Raw genomic sequence first — 20,543 nt, forward strand, 5'->3', positions numbered from 1 at the left:
ATGCGTTTGCCCGGCAAATGCGGCTCCATCCGATCCCACTGGTGATCTTTCAACATCAGACGAACTCCGCTCACCCAAGCCTCCGCGCCCAAAAGGAGCTTGAATCAGATTTGCGAGTCCGTCGAAAGCCTGAATGTCAACGCGCTCTAGGCAATCGCCAGGATCATAGATCCGGCTTGGCGACAAATGCCAGATCTTTGTTACTGCATAACCCATTCACCGCCCCGCATGAGCGGCTCGGCCCTGCCGTCCTGTGTGATACCATCCACGTCTATCTGATCGGAGCCGATCATCCAATCGATATGGATCAGGCTCTTGTTGGAGCCGTGCGACGCAAGTTCGTCCTCGCTCATCGTTCCGCCGTTGCGGATGCACTTGCTGTAGGCTTGGCCAAGGGCAATGTGACTGGAGGCATTCTCGTCGAACAGGGTGTTGAAGAAGAGAAGCCCACTTTGCGAGATCGGCGACGAAAACGGCACCAGGGCCACTTCGCCGAGGCGGCGCGCGCCCTCGTCGGTATCGAGAACTTTGTTCAGCACAGCCTCTCCGGTACGCGCCTTGCTCTCGACGATGCGCCCACCCGCGAACCGTACCTGAATGTCCTGGATCAGAGTGCCGTTGTAAGAAAGCGGCTTGGTGCTGGTCACATAACCGTCCACCCGGTCCTTGTGCGGCGTGGTGAAGACCTCCTCGGTCGGGATATTGGCATTACAGACGATCCCGTTCTTCGCCGCGGTCGAGCCGCCGTTCCATTCATGCCCGTCTGCCAAGCCGACACGCAGGTCCGTGCCGGGGCCTCGGAAATGGAGCGCGGCATAGTTCTTGTCGTTCAGCATGCGCGTGCGCGCCTGGAGGTTCGCGTTGTGCTTCTCCCATGCGGCGATGGGATCCGGCGTATCGACGCGGGAGGCCGCGAAAATTGCCTGCCAGAGCTTGGAGACGGCCACGTCCTCCGGATCGTCCTGGAACACGGTCTTGGCCCAGGCAGGCGTCGCGGCGGCGACGATCGTCCAGTTGATGTCGAAGCCGGCAATCATGTTGAGTGCCGGCATATAGGCCTTGGAGCGGGCCCGGTTGGCACGGGAGACCTTTTCCGGATCCTCCTTGGCAAGAAGCGACGGGTCCTCGCCGACGATGGCAAGCCGCGCCGCACCGTTCTTGTAGGCGGCCGCCATGCCCTCGTAGAGCCAGGTCGGCGCCGTGTCGAAACCCTCGTTGCGTCCGTGGCGGAAGCGCATGAGCGTGCTCTCCTCGTCGGAGAGGACCGTCGTGACGAGGGAAGCACCGGCCTTATAGGCATGTTCCGTGATGCGCCGCACCAGGGCGACGGCATCGAGCGGAGCCGTCACGACCAATTCCTGCCCGGGCTTCAGCCCGAGCCCGACACGGACGGCGACTTCTGCCAAGCGGTCGAGAAGCTTGGCATGGGACGTGGCATCGGCCGGGTTCCGGAATTGTTCGTTCATGATCTGAGGCTCTCGAAGCGGAAAAAGATGGCTGGAGAGGCTACACGCCTCTGCCGCCGGTGCAACCTCGATGGGCGAAAATCTCACATATGCTGCGGCTTGACCGCGCCGAGAGCCTCCGGGTCGAAGGCGATGCTCTTGATGATGGCATGGACGGGAAGACCCGGCTTCAGGCCAAGCTCTTCCACCGATTTCCGGGTCACACGGGCGACAAGGTGGTCTCCGCTGCAATCGAGTTGCACATCCACGCTCGGCCCCTCGGCATATTCGATCGAGGAAATAAGTCCCGGCAATACATTCAAGGCACTCATGCCTATGGGCTTTTGCAGAGACAGCATGATGTCGCGCGCGCGCAGACGCACGCGCAGGCCCGTGCCGGTGGGATACGTCAGGTGCGGCACCCTCAGTGTTCCAGCCTTGGTCTGCAACACGGTCAGACCGAAGGAATCCTCATGCCGCAATACCTGGGCGTCAATCAGTGCCCCCGCCTCTGCGAGGCCGGTTTGCGCGAAGAGATGGGTGTGCCGGAGGATGTCAAATGCCGGACCTGAAGCTGTCACCTGTCCCTCGGACAGAACGACAATGGATGTGGCAAGCCTCGCAATCTCAGCCACCGAATGGCTGACGAGAACGATGGGCACCTCGCCCTCGTCGCGCAGTCGCTCGATATACGGGTAGATCTCGGCCTTTCGCGCTTCGTCGAGGGAGGCGAGCGGCTCGTCCATCAGCAGCAATTGCGGATCGGCCAGAAGCGCCCGCCCGATCGCGACCCGCTGCTTCTCGCCACCCGACAACGTGGATGGCCGCCGCTCAAGCAGATGGCCGATGCCGAGAAGATCGACGATATGATCGAAGCTCGTCTTCCTGTCATGTCTGGGCGTGAACCAGCGGCCGAAGAGCAGGTTCTGCCGCACGTTGAGATGCGGAAAGAGACGTCCCTCCTGGAACACGTAGCCGATCCGCCGCTTGTGCTTCGGCACGAAAACGTTTGCCTTCGTATCGACGAGCACCTGTCCCTGCACGACGATCCTGCCGTGGTTGAACCGCACGAGACCGCCGATGGCGCCTACGATCGTCGTCTTACCGGAACCTGACGGCCCGAAGAGCGCCGTGAGTTTTCCATCCGACTGGAAGCGCGCGCGGAGGCTGAAGGCGCCTTGTACATGCCCGATATCGACATCGAGGATCATTACGCGTGAACCCGTCGCCGAACGCGCCGCGCCAGCCATTCGGAGAGCCAGAGTGCTGCGATGGAAATGACGATGGAGACGATCGTGAGCCGCATCACACCGCCCTCGCCTCCCGGCACCTGTGTGTAGGCATAGATGGCCGTCGGGATGGTCTGCGTTTCGCCCGGAATGTTGGACACGAAAGTGATGGTTGCGCCGAACTCGCCCATTGCCTTGGCAAAGGACAGCACCATTCCGGCGATGATGCCGGGAAGGATCAGCGGCAGCGTCACGACAGCGAAAACCCAGGCCGGATGCGCGCCCAATGTGCCGGCAGCATCTTCGAGCTTGCGGTCGACCGATGCGATGGACAGGCGGATGGCGCGCACCAGCAGCGGAAAGCCCATGATGGCGCAGGCAAGCGCAGCGCCCGTCCAGCGAAACGACAGGACGACGCCGAACTGCTCGGCGAGAAACGACCCGATAGGCCCGCGCCGTCCGAAGCCGATGAGAAGAAACCAGCCGACAACGACCGGCGGTAGCACGAGAGGCAGATGGACGATCACATCAAGCGCTTGCCGTCCCCAGAAGCGCCCGCGTTCCAGGGCAAAGGCGATGGCGACGCCGGGAATGAGGCTCGCCGCCATCGCAACGAGCGCGACTTTCAGGCTCAGGCGAACCGCCGTCCATTCCTCGAGAGTCAACCCATCCATCACGAACCGGAACCTGCGGTGTTGATGACGGTGAAGCCTTGCTTCTCAAACAAAGGCTTGGCCTGGGCCGAGCGCAGGAATGCCAGGAACGACACGGCATCAGGATTGGTCGAATCCCTCGTGAGCGCCACGGGATAGACAATCGATGGATGGCTACCCGTCGGGAATGTCGCGGCAATCGTCACGTTCGGATCCGAGACGGCGTCTGTCTTGTAGACGATCCCTAAGGGCGCTTCGCCACGGGAGACGAGAAGGAGCGCGGCACGGACATTGTCGGCCTGCGCGATCCGGTCCTTCACGCCCTCCCAGGCGCCAAGATGCTCCAGAGCCGCCTTGCCGTATTTTCCTGCAGGAACCGCCTCCACATGGCCCATCGCGAGACGGCGGCTGCCGAGGATCGGCGCGAGATCGATGCCGGGCTGCAGTGCCACCTGAATCGTCGATCCCTTGGGTGCGACGAGCACGAGGGAATTGCCGACGAGGCCGATGCGGCTCTCGGACCTGATCAGGTTCTTCGAGGCCAGATAGTCCATCCAATCGAGATCGGCTGAGAAGAAAAGATCGGCGGGAGCGCCGGCCTCGATCTGCTTGGCGAGTGCATTGCTCGCCGCATAGGAGAAGACAACCCGCCGGCTGGTGTCGCGCATCCATGCGGCACCGGCGTCATCGAGCGCATTCTTCAGGCTGGCCGCGGCAAAGACCACGACGTCTTTGGCTTGGGCCGAGCCTCCTTCGATCAGCGCCGGGGCCGCGAAGATCAGCCCGGCCACAAGCATTCTGGCGAATGCCCCGACGATAAAGTCCGCTGGATGGATGGTCTTCTTGCTCAAGGGTAAGCCCTGTCCTTACCGGGCGCATCCTAGCCGAGTAAGCCGCGCGTTCAAGCGGGACGCCGCCGAGGAGACGTCTTCTTCACCATGGAGCGCAGGAGACGATAGCCGAGCAACACGGCCACGATGGCCGCATAAACGAGCGGCTCGGGCGGCCAGGATTTCACCACGAGCAGGAAATGCAGCGCCGCGCCGATGGCCGCCACATAGACCAGGCGGTGCAGCTTCGCCCAAGCCTGACCTCCCATACGCCGGATCGCGGCATTGTTGGAGGTCACAGCCAGGGGCACGAGGATGATGAAGGTCGCCATCCCGATGGTGATGTACGGCCGCTTCACGATGTCGGCGACGATGGCCGCGACATCGAGCCCCTGGTCGAGCACGAGATAGGTGGTGAGATGCAGGGCGGCATAATAGAAGGCGAGCAGCCCGAGAGCCCGGCGATAGCGCAGCAGGTTGATGCTGAAGAGCTGGCGCAGGGGCGTGATCGTCAGGGTCGCGATCAGGAAGCGCAGGGCCCAAAGGCCGAGCCCTTGTTCCAGATAGCGCATCGGATCGGCCCCAAGCTGATCGGTGACGCCGGCATAAAACAGCCAGACCGCCGGGATGAAGCCGACGAGATAGATCGCGATTTTCGGCACCTGAGGCAGCGTAAAGCTTTTCTTGTCTGCCTGAACGGACGCTCGTCCCGCCATCAGTAGAGCTTCCGCAGGTCCATGCCGGCGTAAAGACTCGCGACCTGCTCGGCATAGCCGTTGAACATCAGAGTCGGACGGCGCTTCACGAACAGACCGCCCTCCCCGATGCGCCGCTCGGTCGCCTGGCTCCAGCGGGGATGGTCCACGCTCGGGTTCACGTTGGCATAAAAGCCGTATTCGCTCGGAGCCTGCTTGTTCCAGGATGTCTCGGGCTGCTTGTCGACGAAACTGATGCGCGTGATCGACTTGATCCCCTTGAATCCGTATTTCCACGGCACCACGAGGCGGATCGGTGCGCCGTTCTGGTTCGGCAATGTCTCGCCGTAGAGGCCGACCGCCAGAATTGCGAGCGGGTTCATGGCCTCGTCGAGACGCAGGCCCTCCACATAGGGCCAGTCGAGCACCGGAAACATGGATTGGACGCCCGGCATCTCCTCCGGCCGATAGGCGGTCTCGAAGGCCACGTATTTCGCACTGCCCAAGGGCTCCACGCGCTTGACGAGATCAGCCAGCGGGAAACCGACCCAGGGGATGACCATGGACCAGCCTTCGACGCAACGCATGCGGTAGATGCGCTCCTCCAGGGCCGACGACTTGATGAGATCCTCGATGGCGAACTCGGCGGGCTTGCCCACCATCCCGTCGACCTTGACCGTCCAGGGCGAGTTCTTGAGGCTGCCGGCTTTCGCCGCCGGGTCCTCCTTGCCGGTCCCGAACTCATAGTAATTGTTGTAGCTCGTGACGTCCTCACGGCTCGTCTTCTTCTCATCCGTGGAGAAGGGACTCTTGGTGGCGGAGAGGGGTGCTGCTTCCAATCCTTTCGGCAGGGTCGCGGCCAGAGTGAGCCCGGCGGCGCCGGCCATCCATTGGCGGCGGCTGAGATAGACCGCCCGAGGCGTGATCTCGGAAGGCAGGATATCGGTAGGACGGCGGATCAGCACGGCATCACCTCGTTTGGAACCCATTCTGAATGGGTACACCCGAGAACGCCAGTGGTGGTCTCACGTTTCCGTTACAAACTTTCTATTGAAGCCAGGTCGATGAACTAGAACGAGATGGCACGAACGAAATTGCGTGTTATTTCGCGCGGATTGGTGATGGCGGTGCCCACCACCACCGCATGGGCCCCACGCCTGAAAGCTTCCGCGACGAGATCCGGCGCATCGAAGCGCCCTTCCGCAACGATAGGTGCTGGGATCTCGGCCACGAGAGCCGACAGAAGCTCCAGATCGGGACCTTCAGTCTTGCGGGACGCCGTTTCCTCCGTGTAGCCGGAGAGCGTGGTCGCGACATAGGTCGCGCCGGCGGCATGGGCGGCCCGCCCCTCCTCGAGCGTGGCGACATCGGCAAAGACCTCCTTGCCGAGCTCCGCACGAATCCGCCCGATCAGGCGCTCCACGGGCTCGCCATCGCGCGGACGCGGCGTGGCGTCGAGCCCGACGATGTCGGCGCCTGCTTTCGCAATCTGTGCCGCCTGCTCGAAACCTGGAGTGATATAGACTGGGAAGCGGTCGTCCCATACCTTGGCGATTCCAATGATCGGAAGCCTCGTCACGGCGCGGATCGCCGCCACGTCCGCCTCGCCGTTGGCCCGGATGCCCCCGGCGCCGCCGGCCTGCGCGGCCTGCGCCATGGCGGACATATGGACTGGACCGTGCAACGGGTTGTCGGCCCGCGCTTGGCAGGAGACGACTAGGGCGCCTTTCGGAATCAGCATGGGTTCACCTTACTTCACTGCACCGGCCGTCATGCCCTGGATGAACTGGCGTGACAGAGCGATGTAGAGGAGCGTGATGGGAGCCGCCGCGATGGTGAGGCCAGCAAACAGCATGCCCCAATCGGTGGTGTATTCGCCCATGAAGGTGGTCAGTCCCTGCGGCAGGGTCTTGCGCGCATCGGTCTGGATGAAGACCAGTGGGAAGAAGAAGTCGTTCCAGATCGGCACCGCGTTCTGAATAGCGGCAATCGCCATGGGCGGGCGCGCCAGTGACAGCATGACCGACCACATGATGCGAGGCTCGGAGGCGCCGTCGATGCGCGCCGCATCCTCGAGTTCTGACGGCAACGTGCGCAGGAAGCCCGCCATGATGAACACGGTCGAAGGCAGGCCGATGGCGGTATAGGTGACGATCAGGCTCCAGCGGCTGTCGAGCAGGCCGAGATCCCGCAGAAGGATGAAGAGCGGGATCACCGCTAGCTTCAGCGGCAGCATCAGGCCCGCCAGGAAGAACAGCAGGATGAAGGTGTTAGTGCGCGACTCGTAGCGCGCCACCGCATAGCCCGCCATGGTGCCGAGAACGAGGATCAGGATGATCGAGGTGCCCGTGACGAGGATCGAGTTGACGAAATAGGTCGGCATCGCGGTCTCGCCGAGCACCTTGGCGAAGTTCTGCACCTGCGTGAAATCGGGCAGTGCGAAGGGGTGCTCGAAGATCTCGCCCGTCGTCTTGAAGGCGGAGAGCACCATCACCACGACCGGATAGAGCATGATGAAGGAGTTCGCGATCAGGATGACCTGAGCGAGCAAGACGAAGGGAATCGCTTGGCGCGCTGCCGGCGTATCGTTGGTGATAGCGGTCAAAACTGGATCTCCCGACGGCGCAGCCACAGGGTCAGCATGGACGCGAAGACGACGATGAAGAGGAAGAGGAGCGTGGCGAGGGCCGAACCCATGCCGAAGTTCTGGATGCTGGCGCTCTGGTTGCCGAAAGCCGTGCGGTAGAAGACGAGGCCCAGAACATCCGTGGAGCCGAAGGGCGAACCGTCGAGACCCACCATCACGTAAGGGATCTCGAACCAGTTGAACGCGCCGATGAAGAGCAGCGTGAAGAGGATGGTGGTGCTCGGCGCCACCAGGGGCCACACGATATTCCTCAGAAGCTGCCACTCGTTGGTGCCGTCGAGCCGCGCCGCCTCGATGATTTCCAGCGGAATGCGCTGCATGCCGGCGAGATAGACGAGAGCCGGGAAGCCGACGAAGTGCCAGGCATTGGCGAGGATGAGAGCACCGAGCGCCGTCGAGGAATCGCCGAGCCAGGGCTTGGCCAAAGCATACAAGCCGAGGGAATAAAGGGCCTGATTGATAATGCCGAAATTCGGATTCAGGAAAAGCTTCCAGAGGAAGCCGACGATGATCGTCGACAGCACCACCGGCACGAATACCGCCACCCGGTGGAAGCGAAAGCCGAAAGGCTCCTTGTAGAGAAGCCAGGCGAGAAAGAACCCGCCGCCGTTCTGGATGATCATCAGCGCGATCAGCGCATAGACGTTGTGCAGGAAGGCGTTCCATACCACCGGGGCCATGGTGGCGCCGAACAGCACTTCCTTGAAGTTCTTCAGGCCGACGAATTCGCCGCGCGCCAGTCCCTGCCAATCATAGAAGGCATAAGCGAAGGCCGACAGGATCGGATAGACCACGAACAGCGACATGAAGACGATGGGCGGGACGACGAGAAACGCCACCCACAATTGGTGCTTCAGCGTGCGGGCCTGTTTCGGCGAGACGGGCATAACGTGCATTCTTTCAGAAAAAGACGGCAGGCCCCATGACCCGCCGCCTCTTTGTCGATGTCTTACTTCTGGAACGGCTTGTAGTAGGTCGCGATGCCCTTGTTGATCTCGGTAGCCGCCTGCTCGGGGGTCTGCTGACCGGCGAGCATCTTCTGCACGTTAGACTGCAGCAGCACGGAACCGCTCGGCTCCTGATACCGGAAGCGCACGAGCATCAGGTAGGACATGGAGTTCTCGGCGAGCTTCGCCACATCCTGCGTGATCGGGTCCTCGATCTTAATTCCCTTGATCGGCGACAGGTTCTTGAGCGTGTTGGTGAAGGCCGTGCCGTATTCCGGCGTGGCCATGAACCGCACGAACTTGAGTGCGGCGTCCTTCTTCTCGGTCTTGGCGTTCACCGCATAGCCGCCGTCATAGTAGGTGGCGATCAGCGCCTGGTCGCCCGCCTTCAGGACGGGAGCCGGGAACACGCCGAGATCGAGCGTGGGGTTCTGGTTCTTGAAGTTCGCCACCTCATAGGAACCGCCCGCGAACATGGCCGCGCGACCCGCCACGAAGAGCTGCTGCGAGGACGGATAATCCACGCCGATAAAGTTCGGCGCGAAGTACTGGCTGATGTCCTTCAGCTTGCCGAGGGCGCTGACGAAGCGCGGATCGGTGAAGTTCGCCTTGCCTGAGACGATGTCGGCCTCGAATTCCTTGCCGAGCATGGACGAGAGCAGGCCGCCGACGATGGTCTCGTTCTGCCAGGCCGTTGCCGTGCCGTTGGAGAACGGATTGATGTTCTTGGCCTTAAGCGCCTGGGCGAGAGTCATCATCTCGTCCCAGGTCTTCGGCGGGTTCACGCCGGCATCCTTGAAGATCTTCTTGTTGTAGACGACGAGCTGAGCCTGCATGGCGAACGGAACCGCATAGACCTTGCCGTCCGAGCGCAGGGTCTCGGCCACGAGCGCGGCTTCCGGGAAGTTTGCCAGTTCGGGCACGTTCTGCTTGTCGAGGGCGAGCAGGTATCCGGGGGTGGCGATGGTCTCAAGGTTTCCATAGGCACGCGCTTGGATCACGTCCGGACCGCGGCCGGCGGCGAGCGCCGTGGACAGGATGGTCTGGTAGTTCTCAGGCGCGTAGGTCTCGAACTTCACCGTGATCCCAGGCTCCTTCGCCTGGAACTTCTTGATGATGTCCTGGTAGAAGGCCTTGTCTTCCTGGCGCCAGCTCCAGAAGGTCAGCTCGGTCTGCGCCATGGCGGCGGTGCCTGAGAACAGGAAGCCGCCGGCTGCGGCGCCCATCAGAATGCGTCGGGTCAGTTTCATTGTCAGTTCCCTCATTGTTGAAGTCCTTGTCCTCCCACCGCCGGGTATGATTTTCAGGCATGCCCGGCGGAATTTCTTCAGCCATATGGCTCGGCTGCGATGACGAGAAACGTCGCGTCGTCGTGGGTCTTAACACGCGGATAAGCGCCCGCCAGAAGGTCGCTCCGCTCTCTTTCCCGCAACTCCTGCATCAGATCAGGACCATCGCCCGCAGCAAGCCGGGCATGAAGGGCGGTGTCCGAGTAAGCTCCGAACACATCCACGAGCCGCATGAAACCGTCGGTGGCAAGCACGATGTGCTCGCCCGCCTTCACCTGCGCCTCGAACCGCAGCTCGCGGCCGGCCCAGGGCCGGAGCGGATTCACGACCCAGTAGCCGTCCGGTCGATTGAGCTTGGTGCGGTTCTCCAGGATCTGGCGCTTCACCGCCTCGGGGATGGAGCCCGGCGCGTGCTCCCGCGCTCCGAGGGCGGCCAGCGTCTTCTTCTCGAAAGGCTTGGCCCGTTCGTCGGTCCACCGAACGACTCCTCGCTCCGTGGGTACGAGGGCGATCACGTCACCCAGGAAGCGGCCCTGGACCCTGACCTGTCCGCCCTCCCCTGGGTGGGCCTCGACCAAGCCGAGGCAGGCAGAGGGAGCATGGCGGTCGCCGACTTCCGGGACATGGGCCGTGGTCTCTCGGAAGATGGAATGAATATCGGCTTCAAGGCGGCTCAAGACCGCATCGCCCTCTTCTCCGGCGAGGTCCATCAGCCGGTCGCCGATCAGGCCGGCGAGCCAGGCGGCATCGCTGCCTCCGGAGGTGAGTTGCTCGTCGGACAAGCCGGTTGCGCCGTCGATCACCCAGGCAAAAGACCCGCGCAGGCCGATCCCGTCCTCATTGACACGGGAGCCTGGCAGGGACAGCCGGTCCAGAGACCGGAAACGGGAGATGGGGCCAGTCGCGTTCACGGCCTAACTGGTCTCGTATTGGTCGCCTCGTGTCTATACTGGCCTTAGGTGCTTTTCACATCCTTCCCAAAGCTCAAAGGGCTTAGGAATGTTCGGGTTGATCGAATCCGAGACCTAGGCGTTAGTGCTTTGATCAACATGTGTTGGCGAAGGGAAAGCCATGGTCACCCTGGAGATAGCCGGCAAGGCGGTTGCCGTGACGAACGCAGATGAGGGACAAGCTCGCGAACTCTTTCTCAGCGAGAGCTTTAAAGATGACCTGAAATCGTTTAAGAGCGAGGGCCGATCCCTCTGGGACGGCTCAGCTGCCTTGACGACACGGCCCGCATCGGAACACGAGATCGATGCCTTCTATGAGGCTCTGGACGAAGAGGACAAGGTCGACGAAGGCGACGAAGACTATGACGACGACCTCGATATCGATGTCGTGTTCCTGGTGTCCATCGACGAAATAGACGACGCCGCAGCCTCTAGCTGATCATCCTTACCGGAGCCCTCGTAGGCTCCCCAGACACGGTTCAGCCCTATTCACATGCCTTTCCCCAAGACCAATCCCAGCCTCGAGCGCGCCTTAGCCGATCGAGGCTACAACGATCCGACCCCCGTCCAGGCCGCCGTGCTGCAGCCGGACGCTCTTGATCGTGACCTTCTCGTCTCAGCCCAGACCGGCTCCGGCAAGACCGTCGCCTACGGCCTCGCCATGGCCTCCACCCTGTTGGGCGATGCCGAGCGTTTCGACGCGCCGCGCGAGCCGCTGGCCCTGATCATCGCACCGACCCGCGAGCTCGCCCTCCAGGTCAACCGGGAGCTCATCTGGCTCTACGGTCCGGCCGGCGCGCGGGTCGTCTCATGCGTCGGCGGCATGGACGTGCGCCGCGAGCAGCGAGCACTTGCCGATGGCTGCCATATCGTCGTCGGCACCCCGGGCCGCCTGCGAGACCACCTGGAGCGCGGCCGTCTCGACACCTCGAAGATGCGCGTCGTGGTGCTTGACGAAGCCGATGAAATGCTCGATCTCGGCTTCCGCGAGGACCTGGAGTTCATCCTCGACGCCACGCCGGAGGACCGCCGCACGCTGCTGTTCTCCGCGACCCTGCCGAAGAACATCGTCGCCCTCGCTCGGCGCTACCAGCGCGAAGCGCACCGCATCGACACCCTGGTCCAGAACCAGCCGCACGGCGATATCGACTATCGCGCGCTCAGGATTGCGCCCAACGAAGTCGAGCATGCGGTGGTCAACGTGCTACGCTTCTACGAGAGTCGCGGCGCCATGGTGTTCTGCCACACCCGCGAGGCGGTGCGCCACCTGCACGCCAGCCTGCTCGAGCGCGGCTTTCTGGCTGTTGCCCTTTCGGGCGAGCTGACCCAGAGCGAGCGCAGCCACGCGTTGCAGGCACTCCGCGACGGACGCGCCCGGGTCTGTGTTGCCACCGACGTGGCGGCACGCGGCATCGACCTTCCCGATCTCGGTCTCGTGATCCATTTCGATCTGCCGAACGATCACGAAACGCTCCTGCACCGCAGCGGCCGCACGGGCCGCGCCGGGCGCAAGGGCACCTGCGTGCTGCTGGTGCCCTATACCCGCCGCCGCAAGGCCGAACGCCTCGTGGACATGGCAGGAGTCGATGTGACCTGGGCTGGTCCCCCCTCTGCAGACGAAATCCGCCTGCGCGACCGGGAGCGGCTGATGCAGGATCCGATCTTCACCGAGGAGACGACGGAGGAGGATCTTGTCATGGCGCGGGCGCTCCTCGCTGAGCGTTCGGCCGAAGAGATCGCCAATGCTCTCGTGCGCTTCAATCGTTCACGGCTGCCTGCTCCCGAGGAGATCGTGGATACGGGCCCAGACCGCGAGCCACGCCAGCGCAAGGACAAGCGCGAGCGGCAGGATGAGCGAGAGCACGGTTTCAAGGACAGAGGCCGGGATTCGTCCGAGGGCGGGTTCGAGCGCTCGTCCGAGGACATGGTGTGGTTCCGCATGAGCGTCGGGCGGCGCAACAACGCCGATCCTCGCTGGCTGCTGCCGATCATCTGCCGCCTGGGCCACGTGACGAAGAAGGAGATCGGCTCGATCAAGATCTTCGATCGCGAGACGAAGTTCGAGATCGTCAAGTCCCACGCGCCGAAATTCGCCTCCGCGGTCCGCAAGACCAACGACGAGGACATTCGCATCGAGCCGGCCGATGCCGGACCCGGCAAGCCGCGCGACAGCAAGTCCCGTGACAGCAAGTCTCATGACGGCAAGCCTTGGGACAGGCCGAAGGGCAAAGGCCCGAAGGAGAGAGGCGGACCTCCTTCATACGGGAAGTTAAAGGACAGCAAGGGTCCGAAGGATCACAAGCGTCCGAAGGACAAGAAGCACTCGTCGGACAAGCATTCCTGATGAAAGCAGCAGGCCGGGACATGATGATCACCCGGCCTGAGTTCTTTCAGAGCCGTAGATCCGTGAATTGGTTTACACCGGCTTCTTCAATCCATTGATCACCGCGCCTGCGAGCGGCACGACAAGACCCCGTTGAACGTTGAACGGTGGCGAGCGGGTGACGGACGAAACCGACGACCGCCTCCCTGACCCCGCGAACCTCGTCACGAAACTCCGCGAGCTGCTGCTGCAGAACCTGTGCGTCCATTTCAGAGGCCGGCAGGGCGCTGTTGCGAACCTCCGAGGCTAGCTCCATCTCCCGCCCGGGCTTCGACCGTTGGGCGACGATCAGCATCACGACGGCCAGCAGAAGATTGGCAAGCACGATCACGGCAGCATTGATCTTCGTCAAGGAACGGCCAAGCTTCTGGGAAGAAGGGCGGAAGAAAGCCCCTGGTCATATTGCATTGCACCAAAGATATTGTGCGTCGCAACATCACCCCCTTATGAGCGTTAGCTTTGAGACAACCCCGTACCTGAAAGGGCCCAGTCATTATGCAGCGCTTAGGGCAGATGATTCGCCAATTGGCTCATTACCGCCACCAGTGGGAAACCGTGATGGACAAGTCGAGTGCGGCGTCCGCCGCGTTCGAGAGCCCATCGGCAGCAAGCCGACTGACGGAAGTCACCGGCTTCGGCTCCAATCCCGGCAACCTCCGGATGCTGACTTATGTTCCGGAAATCCTTCCGCCCTCTCCCGGTCTCGTGGTCGTCCTGCATGGATGCACGCAGACTGCAGCCGGATACGATCGCGGCTCGGGCTGGTCGGCGCTTGCTGATCGCTATGGTTTCGTCCTGCTCTATGCCGAGCAACAGGAAGCCAACAACCCGAATCGCTGCTTCAACTGGTTTCAACTCGGCGACGTCGAACGCGATCGCGGCGAGGCTCACTCGATCCGCCGGATGATCGAGCATGCCGTTCAGCAGCATGCCGTGGATCGCAGCCGCGTCTTCGTGACCGGTCTCTCGGCCGGCGGCGCGATGACCTCGACTATGCTCGCAGCCTATCCGGAAGTATTCGCCGGCGGCGCAATCATCGCCGGCCTTCCCTATCGCTGCGCCACGAGCGTTCCGGAAGCCTTCGAGTGCATGTTCCAGGGACAGACGCGCTCGGCAGAGGAATGGGGCGACCTCGTGCGCGACGCGTCCTCGCATAAAGGGCCGTGGCCCAAAGTCTCCGTGTGGCACGGCAGCGCCGATGCGACTGTCAAACCGATGAACGCGGGCGAGATCATCAAGCAGTGGACGAATGTCCATGGCCTGCAATCCGGCCCGAGCCGCAGCGATACCGTGGACGGCTACCCGAGGCGCGCCTGGACCGATGCGGCGGGCAACGAGATCATCGAGGAATATGTCATCACCGGAATGGCCCATGGCACACCGCTTGCCGTCGGCAACGATGAGAACAGCTACGGCGCCGCCGGCCCCTTCCTTCTCGATGTGGGAATCTCATCGAGCTACCGGATTGCGAAGTTCTGGGGGCTGACGGAGCCTTCCGAAAGAGAGGACTGGGGCCGTCCTGCGCCCAAACTGGTCCCGCAAGTCTCGGAAGCAACCGTTCACGTTTTCCCGACTGCGGCGGAAGCACCGAAAGCAGTGGCCGCACCGCGTAAGCCGCAGCCGAGCACACAAGCGGCTTCGTCCCATCTGGATATCGGGTCGGTGATCACGAAGGCGCTCAAGGCGGCAGGTCTCATGAAGTGAGCGGCTCCACGTTGAGAGCAGCGTCGTAGCACTATGAGCCAAGCGTCACTCGGCGCTTGGCTTCTCATCCGTGCCGCTCAGGGCTTCTTCTCCTGGCTCAGCAGATCCTCCTGCTTGCGTTTTTCGCCCGTGATGCAGTTCATGCTTCCTTGCTGGGCCGGAACGATCAGGGGGTTCTTATCGCTAATCCCCGCAATTTCGCGCATGATTTTCGTGCGGACGATCATGGCGAATTGCTCAGGATCGTGCAGGGGCAGGACGAAAGAGCCGACGCCGCCGATGATGCATTCCCTGAAGTAGAGATCCAGATCTTCGAGCTCCGGGCTGCCGGCGGCCCGTCTGAACATGATCGGCAAGCCGTTGATGACGATACCGTCAGCGACCGCCTCATCGCGCGCATAAGTGACGTGACGACCATCGTTGTTGGGACCGTCTCCGGACACGTCGATGACGCGACGGAGCGGAGCGCCGCCCAATTGCTCGAAGAGGCTGCGGCTACGGTCGATGATGCCGGAGATCGATGTCATGCCCGCCTGCCGGATGGGCTGATAGGCGAGTTGGTTGGAAAACGACATCGCCTTTTCAGGGTTGTCGATGATCGTCCAGGGCACGATGACCCTCTGATCCTTCACGCCCGACCATTCGACATAGGTAACCGCAATCCGGCCAGTTAGACCGTTCTCAATCGCTTCATGGACGAGGGACGAGCGAAAGGCATCAATGAAGCCTTCGCGCTGAAGCCCCTGCTCCTCGCTTTCCATGGAGGACGACACGTCGACGGCAATGACGAGGGCGACATCGAGCTGCATTTCCGGGACGGTGGGACCGCCTGCCAGAACATCGCCAGCGAGCAGGAAGAACGCGAGAGTACTCAGGAGCCTATTCGCCATGACCACCTCCACTCCCGACCCTCAATCCGTCGACCGCCGTCAAGATTGCAATCTGTCAACGCCCCAATCGGGCATTTGATACGCAAGCTTGGCCGATAAAACAGCGGAGTTCCCTACGCGACAGGTGGCCCTGCCCAACGCGAGAGGGCCGGCAAGAGGCGGGCAGCCCCTGCACGGTTACGGATCTCAAGGGCTCAAGGACACGTAACAAAATCCACTCTCTATACGCAGAGCAGACAGGGGGTGGGTGTTTCGGGTAAAGATTTCTTACGCTACGCAAGGGGCACAGCCATGAAACCGGATATGGATCTGATCGGCGCTCTCACCAGCTTCTCCGTCGGCACACTTGATGGCCGCGATGCGATGATGGTGATCGAACTCGCGACCACGCCTGAGGAATACGAGCTCGGCATCCGCCGCCAGATGCCCGTCGCCATGACGCCCGAGCATGCCCGGGAACTCGGCGAGGCGCTTTTGCTCGCAGCCAGGGCCGCCGAGATGGGCGAGGCTCCGAGCTACACATTCAACTGATCTTCGTTCCCGTTCAAATCACGTGGATCAGTCGGCCCCTCATCGGCACGCCCGATAGGGGCCCATGTCGAAATGGAAATGGTCGTGGTGAGCCTCATTGTAGTCGGGGCTGAGCACGACATCGAAAAAATCACACGCTCCGTTTCTTAGAGTGCGCAGGAAGGCTGATCGGCGCGCGTTGCTTCCCGTCCAATCGCTCTTCACCGTAATCTGCTGTCCGTCCGCCAGAACGAAGCCGGCAATGTCGATGGCATTGGCTGTCGCATGCTCGCTGCGCCGGCCGTTTGCGCGGTGATTCACATTGCGGCAGGCATACGTGCCGAAATGCGTGACCCGCACGACGTCCTGCCCGAAATGCTGCCGGGCCGCCGGACGCAGGACATGCACTTCAAACAGGGCCCAGACCACTGTGAGCGAGCACGTGGCCGTGAACTCCCGGCTCAACCCCACCAAGGATCGTGACACTTCAACCGCATCGGACAGACCGCATCCCTGCTCCAAAGGACGATCCGGCACCGATCGGTGCGAGACGAACGAATCGGCCAGAACCGCACGGCATTGCTCCCCGTCCCGCTCGAGACGGGAGAGCTTGAGACGCGTCAGCCAGCCGACATCGTCGGCGATGCGCAACGGCGTAAAGGGATTGAGATGGTTGGGGATCGCAATGACTTCGCCCCAGATCAACCCGGCAACGATCCCAAGTCCCAGCAGAATCGAAAGAGCCAGTCGTCCGAGGATGACCGGAACAATCCTGGCGCGGCGCGGCGGTTGGGGCTGATCGATCTGCACAACCCTGTTCAGGGCTCATTCGTTCGGGTACCAGTTAAGGGATGCAGCAGGGCAGCCTGGGGAGCGGCGTGCCACATCTCGGCAGGACAGTGTTCTTCTTTCAACAAAAAAAGCAAGGCGGATAGTCCGCCTTGCCCTTTGCGTCGAATCGACTGCTCGTTTGGCTGGGAGCGCGCAGGCGCTGTCCCATGCGCCGGAAGCTTAGATGGCTTCCTTGAGATCCTTGGCCGCGCGGAAGGCGATCTTCTTCGATGCCTTGATCTTCACCGGCTCGCCGGTCTGAGGATTGCGACCCATGCGGGCGGCGCGCTTGCGCACCTGCAGGATGCCGAGGCCGCTCAGACGAATCTTGTCGCCCTTCTTCAGGCTCTTGGCGATCAGCTCGACGACCTGGGTCAGCATCTCGTTGGCTTGGCGCTTGGGAAGCTCGTGCAGCTCGGAGAGCTTCTCCGCAATGTGGCGCAGCGTCAGGATCGGAGACGACGCCGAGGAGGAAGCCTTCGCAACCTTCTTCACGGACGCTTTCTTCGCCGACGCCTTGGTCGCAGCAGCCTTGCTGGCGGCCTTTACAGGGGCCTTTGCAGAGGCCTTGGCAGCCTTCGACGATGCCTTTGCTGCAGCCGTAGGCGCCGCAGCCTTCTTGGCCGGGGCCTTCTTGGAAACTTTGGTTGCAGTCTTGGCCATCAGAAACTCCTTTGTAGATGGTGAATGCATTAGACAGCAGAATCTCAATAACGCTTTCAGCCAAGAATTAAAGATGGCAAAGCTAGGTTTCCGCATAATAGTAAGGATTACTTGTCGATTTCTCGTTGATGAAGGCCCGAATGCTGGCTTCGACACCCTTGAACTACGCCCTGCATCCAAACTCCGATTGGGGTGCAGAGCGGCTTGAATTCGAAGAAACGCAGCGGACAGAACCGCTTTTGAAGATGGGTCGGGAGCTATCCCGCGATCACATGATCTCTTAGGCCGCCTGGGGACTGGACATCCGCGAATTATCTGATGTCACTTTCCTTGTCGCAAAATCGCAGTATTGCAGTTATTGGATCGACGAAAGAGCTTAAGCTCACCATATTCGGGAAATGCCACGGTGAAAGCATGACAAGGGTCGCCTGCATCGGAGAATGCATGATCGAGCTTCGGGAGGAGACCGATGGCCGGTTGTCCCGTGGCTATGGCGGCGATACGTTCAACACAGCCGCCTACCTGGCCCGCCTCGGAACGCAGACCGACTATATCACGGCGCTCGGAGACGACAGCTGGAGCGATGAGCTGATCGCAGCTTGGAACGCGGAAGGCGTTGGGACACAACGGGTGCTGCGCCTGCCCGGACGTCTTCCGGGGCTTTACATCATCCAGACGGATCCAAAGGGCGAGCGCCGGTTCTCCTACTGGCGCGAGACCGCTGCCGCGCGCCTGCTGTTCCAGGCGCCGGAGGCTCAGGACATCATCGAAGCCATCGGCGGATACGATCTCGTCTATCTCTCGGGCATTTCCCTTTCCCTGTACGGAGAAAGTGGACGCGAGCGGCTGTTCGACGTGCTCGGCGACGCGCGGTCCAAAGGCAGGCGCGTGGCCTTCGATACGAATTTCCGCCCCCGAGGCTGGCCCGATCTGGATACTGCGCGGGCTGCCTTCCGTCAGACCTTCGAATGTGCCGACATCTTTCTCGCCTCGACGGAAGACCTCGACCTCTTGTTCGGCAGTAACGGTGCGGAGGAGCTGTTGACCTTCTCCGATCGGGCCGAGATCGTCCTCAAGTATCCCGACCTGACCTGTCGCGTGCTGTCGCAAGGTGAAGACATTGTTGTGCCCGGCAAGCCTGCGGAGGATGTGGTCGATACCACCGCGGCCGGGGACAGTTTCGCCGCGGCTTATCTCAACGCGCGCCTGTGCGGTGAAAGTCCCCAATCTGCGGCGGCGGCAGGGCATGGCCTCGCCGGTCAGGTCGTGCGCTATCGCGGCGCGATCATTCCGCGCGAGGCCATGCCATAAACTATGCTTGCAATCTCCATCCAAGGAGTTCCACCCATGCCACAAGATCAGAAGGACCTCGCCAGCTCCCGCAACAAGAAGCTCGCAGATCTCCTCCGCGCCGGCCCTATCGTTCCGGTCATCACGCTGGAGCGTGTGGAGGATGCGGTTCCCCTCGCACGGGCTCTCGTGGCGGGCGGACTGCGCTTGCTGGAAATCACCCTGCGCACGTCCGCTGCGGCGGATTCTGCAGCTGCCATTATCCGGGAGGTTCCTGACGCCATCGTCGGCATTGGGACCGTTCTGACGCCTAAGGATTTGGAGCGTGCTCAGGCGCTCGGCGCACGTTATGCCTTGAGCCCTGGCGCCACACCGGACCTGCTCGAAGCGGCAAGCCAGAGCGAGATTCCTTTCATTCCCGGCATCGCCACCGCCTCCGAGCTCATGGCGGCGCTCGCCCACGGCTTCCAGACCGTCAAGTTTTTCCCGGCCGTTGCCGCTGGGGGCATTCCGGCGCTGAAGGCCCTCGCTGGCCCGTTCCCGCAGGCACGCTTTTGCCCGACGGGCGGAATCGACGAAAAGAACGCCCGAGATTGGCTTACCCTGTCAAACGTCGTGGCGGTGGGCGGATCGTGGGTATGCCAGACCTCCGACATCCGCGCCCAGGCATGGGGTGAGATCACGGCGAAGGCGCAGCGCGCCGTGATGTCCATCAAGGAATGATCGGCTCTCAAGTGCGGCGCGAATCAGGTGCTGACATTTCGTAGGGTTGTCAGCTCCCCTCCCCCTGGCGATACTCATCACCAAGGGGAGGAAAGATAGTGGCTTCGACGATCTACGATACGAACCTCGACAAGAACCCGGCGAACTATCAGCCGCTGACGCCGCTCACGTTCCTGGAGCGGGCGGCCAGCGTTCACCCCAACCGCACGGCTCTGATCCACGGCTCCCTCAAGCGCAACTATCAGGACCTTTATGCCCGTTCCCGGCGTCTCGCCTCGGCCCTTGCCCAGCGTGACATCGGGCGCGGCGACACCGTCTCGGTCATGCTTCCCAATACGCCTGCCATGCTTGAATGCCATTACGGTGTCCCTATGGCCGGCGTGGTGCTCAACACGCTGAACACCCGCCTCGACGCCAAGATCATCGCCTTCTGTCTGGAGCACAGCGAAGCCAAGGTGCTCATTACTGATCGGGAATTCTCGGCCACCATTAAAGCGGCTCTCGAATTGTCTTCGGCAAAACCTCTCGTCATCGACTAGATCCTTAGCACAGTGATTTTGACGGTTTGACACCGCCAAGCTCGTGCTGCGGACTTCGCATCTGGTACCGAGGCCCCGTCCAATGGGGATCAATCCACTTGCAGATCCCGCACCGCTTCGAAGTGCCGTCACAAGAGACGGCAGGCCAACCGGTCAAAATCACTGTGTCGAGGATCTAGAGCGCGTTGACATTCAGGCTTTCGACGGACTCGCAAATCTGATTCAAGCTCCTTTTGGGCGCGGAGGCTTGGGTGAGCGGAGTTCGTCTGATGTTGAAAGATCACCAGTGGGATCGGATGGAGCCGCATTTGCCGGGCAAACGCAT

At 61.9% G+C, this 20,543-nt stretch carries 22 protein-coding genes and 1 pseudogene; 7 read left to right on the forward strand and 16 right to left on the reverse strand.

Features of this window, described 5'->3' with window-relative positions; genetic code table 11:
• The 12 genes from FS320_RS47195 to FS320_RS22020 all read right to left on the reverse strand — a co-directional run.
• Positions 1-216, reverse strand: a 216-nt coding sequence (locus FS320_RS47195; protein WP_210252211.1) for a hypothetical protein, incomplete at its 3' end; no start/stop codon positions are given.
• On the reverse strand, positions 201-1,466 hold the full coding sequence (locus FS320_RS21970; protein WP_152714077.1) for an aminopeptidase: 1,266 nt from the start codon (positions 1,464-1,466) through the stop codon (positions 201-203). The genes FS320_RS21970 and FS320_RS47195, both read right to left, overlap by 16 nt.
• A gap of 83 nt (positions 1,467-1,549) precedes the next feature.
• Entirely contained in the window at positions 1,550-2,656 is a 1,107-nt protein-coding gene (gene modC / locus FS320_RS21975) for a molybdenum ABC transporter ATP-binding protein (RefSeq protein WP_152714078.1), read from the reverse strand.
• Positions 2,656-3,348, reverse strand: coding sequence for a molybdate ABC transporter permease subunit (gene modB, locus FS320_RS21980; protein WP_152714079.1), 693 nt, complete (start codon positions 3,346-3,348; stop codon positions 2,656-2,658). The genes modC and modB overlap by 1 nt, the downstream gene beginning before the upstream one ends.
• Positions 3,348-4,124: a molybdate ABC transporter substrate-binding protein gene (gene modA, locus FS320_RS21985; RefSeq protein WP_152714095.1), complete on the reverse strand. Its 777-nt coding sequence runs from the start codon at positions 4,122-4,124 to the stop codon at positions 3,348-3,350. Before modA ends, modB begins: the two co-directional genes overlap by 1 nt.
• A 104-nt stretch (positions 4,125-4,228) precedes the next feature.
• Entirely contained in the window at positions 4,229-4,873 is a 645-nt protein-coding gene (msrQ, locus tag FS320_RS21990) for a protein-methionine-sulfoxide reductase heme-binding subunit MsrQ (RefSeq protein WP_152714080.1), read from the reverse strand.
• On the reverse strand, positions 4,873-5,817 hold the full coding sequence (msrP, locus tag FS320_RS21995) for a protein-methionine-sulfoxide reductase catalytic subunit MsrP (protein ID WP_162003146.1): 945 nt from the start codon (positions 5,815-5,817) through the stop codon (positions 4,873-4,875). Before msrP ends, msrQ begins: the two co-directional genes overlap by 1 nt.
• Before the next feature lie 104 nt (positions 5,818-5,921).
• A complete protein-coding gene (locus tag FS320_RS22000; protein ID WP_152714082.1) occupies positions 5,922-6,593 on the reverse strand; it encodes an N-acetylmannosamine-6-phosphate 2-epimerase in 672 nt (223 codons plus the stop codon).
• A gap of 9 nt (positions 6,594-6,602) precedes the next feature.
• Positions 6,603-7,457 (reverse strand): carbohydrate ABC transporter permease, encoded by an 855-nt coding sequence (locus tag FS320_RS22005; RefSeq protein ID WP_152714083.1) that lies wholly within the window; start codon positions 7,455-7,457, stop codon positions 6,603-6,605.
• Positions 7,454-8,395: a carbohydrate ABC transporter permease gene (locus tag FS320_RS22010; RefSeq protein ID WP_244627294.1), complete on the reverse strand. Its 942-nt coding sequence runs from the start codon at positions 8,393-8,395 to the stop codon at positions 7,454-7,456. Before FS320_RS22010 ends, FS320_RS22005 begins: the two co-directional genes overlap by 4 nt.
• Before the next feature lie 53 nt (positions 8,396-8,448).
• Positions 8,449-9,696 carry an extracellular solute-binding protein gene (locus FS320_RS22015; RefSeq protein ID WP_152714084.1) on the reverse strand — a complete coding sequence of 416 codons (1,248 nt, stop codon included), beginning with the start codon at positions 9,694-9,696 and terminating at the stop codon, positions 8,449-8,451.
• Between the two features lie 77 nt (positions 9,697-9,773).
• Positions 9,774-10,646: a hypothetical protein gene (locus FS320_RS22020; RefSeq protein ID WP_152714085.1), complete on the reverse strand. Its 873-nt coding sequence runs from the start codon at positions 10,644-10,646 to the stop codon at positions 9,774-9,776.
• 160 nt (positions 10,647-10,806) lie between these two features.
• On the opposite strand from FS320_RS22020, the gene FS320_RS22025 reads away from it, so the two are divergent.
• Positions 10,807-11,124, forward strand: a complete 318-nt coding sequence (locus tag FS320_RS22025) for a hypothetical protein (RefSeq protein ID WP_152714086.1) — start codon at positions 10,807-10,809, stop codon at positions 11,122-11,124.
• Positions 11,125-11,178: 54 nt separating this feature from the next.
• Positions 11,179-13,029 carry a DEAD/DEAH box helicase gene (locus FS320_RS22030; RefSeq protein WP_152714087.1) on the forward strand — a complete coding sequence of 617 codons (1,851 nt, stop codon included), beginning with the start codon at positions 11,179-11,181 and terminating at the stop codon, positions 13,027-13,029.
• A 46-nt stretch (positions 13,030-13,075) separates the two neighbouring features.
• On the opposite strand, the gene FS320_RS22035 is transcribed toward FS320_RS22030, so the two are convergent.
• Complete coding sequence (locus tag FS320_RS22035; protein ID WP_152714088.1) at positions 13,076-13,420, reverse strand: hypothetical protein; 345 nt, start codon at positions 13,418-13,420, stop codon at positions 13,076-13,078.
• A gap of 143 nt (positions 13,421-13,563) precedes the next feature.
• On the opposite strand from FS320_RS22035, the gene FS320_RS22040 reads away from it, so the two are divergent.
• Positions 13,564-14,772 (forward strand): extracellular catalytic domain type 1 short-chain-length polyhydroxyalkanoate depolymerase, encoded by a 1,209-nt coding sequence (locus FS320_RS22040; protein WP_152714089.1) that lies wholly within the window; start codon positions 13,564-13,566, stop codon positions 14,770-14,772.
• Between the two features lie 77 nt (positions 14,773-14,849).
• Here the strand turns inward: FS320_RS22040 and FS320_RS22045 are convergent, their stop codons facing one another.
• Positions 14,850-15,662 carry a DUF1194 domain-containing protein gene (locus FS320_RS22045; RefSeq protein WP_152714090.1) on the reverse strand — a complete coding sequence of 271 codons (813 nt, stop codon included), beginning with the start codon at positions 15,660-15,662 and terminating at the stop codon, positions 14,850-14,852.
• A gap of 291 nt (positions 15,663-15,953) precedes the next feature.
• Here FS320_RS22045 and FS320_RS22050 point away from each other — a divergent pair, with 291 nt between their 5' ends.
• Positions 15,954-16,193: a hypothetical protein gene (locus tag FS320_RS22050; RefSeq protein ID WP_152714091.1), complete on the forward strand. Its 240-nt coding sequence runs from the start codon at positions 15,954-15,956 to the stop codon at positions 16,191-16,193.
• 39 nt (positions 16,194-16,232) lie between these two features.
• Here FS320_RS22050 and FS320_RS48180 read toward each other — a convergent pair whose 3' ends face one another.
• On the reverse strand, positions 16,233-16,982 hold the full coding sequence (locus tag FS320_RS48180) for an extensin family protein (protein ID WP_202882882.1): 750 nt from the start codon (positions 16,980-16,982) through the stop codon (positions 16,233-16,235).
• A 201-nt stretch (positions 16,983-17,183) separates the two neighbouring features.
• Entirely contained in the window at positions 17,184-17,666 is a 483-nt protein-coding gene (locus FS320_RS22060) for an HU family DNA-binding protein (protein WP_152714092.1), read from the reverse strand.
• A 444-nt stretch (positions 17,667-18,110) separates the two neighbouring features.
• On the opposite strand from FS320_RS22060, the gene FS320_RS22065 reads away from it, so the two are divergent.
• From FS320_RS22065 to FS320_RS22075, 3 genes and pseudogenes are all read left to right on the forward strand, one after another.
• Positions 18,111-18,977: a sugar kinase gene (locus FS320_RS22065; protein ID WP_244627296.1), complete on the forward strand. Its 867-nt coding sequence runs from the start codon at positions 18,111-18,113 to the stop codon at positions 18,975-18,977.
• Between the two features lie 36 nt (positions 18,978-19,013).
• Positions 19,014-19,679, forward strand: coding sequence for a bifunctional 4-hydroxy-2-oxoglutarate aldolase/2-dehydro-3-deoxy-phosphogluconate aldolase (gene eda, locus FS320_RS22070; protein ID WP_152714094.1), 666 nt, complete (start codon positions 19,014-19,016; stop codon positions 19,677-19,679).
• Positions 19,680-19,774: 95 nt separating this feature from the next.
• Positions 19,775-20,215: pseudogene (locus tag FS320_RS22075) on the forward strand (AMP-binding protein); the annotation flags it as partial.
• Positions 20,216-20,543 lie beyond the last annotated feature (328 nt).

Origin of the sequence: Microvirga tunisiensis, from assembly GCF_009296175.1 — a bacterium.
Classification (GTDB): Bacteria; Pseudomonadota; Alphaproteobacteria; order Rhizobiales; family Beijerinckiaceae; genus Microvirga; species Microvirga tunisiensis.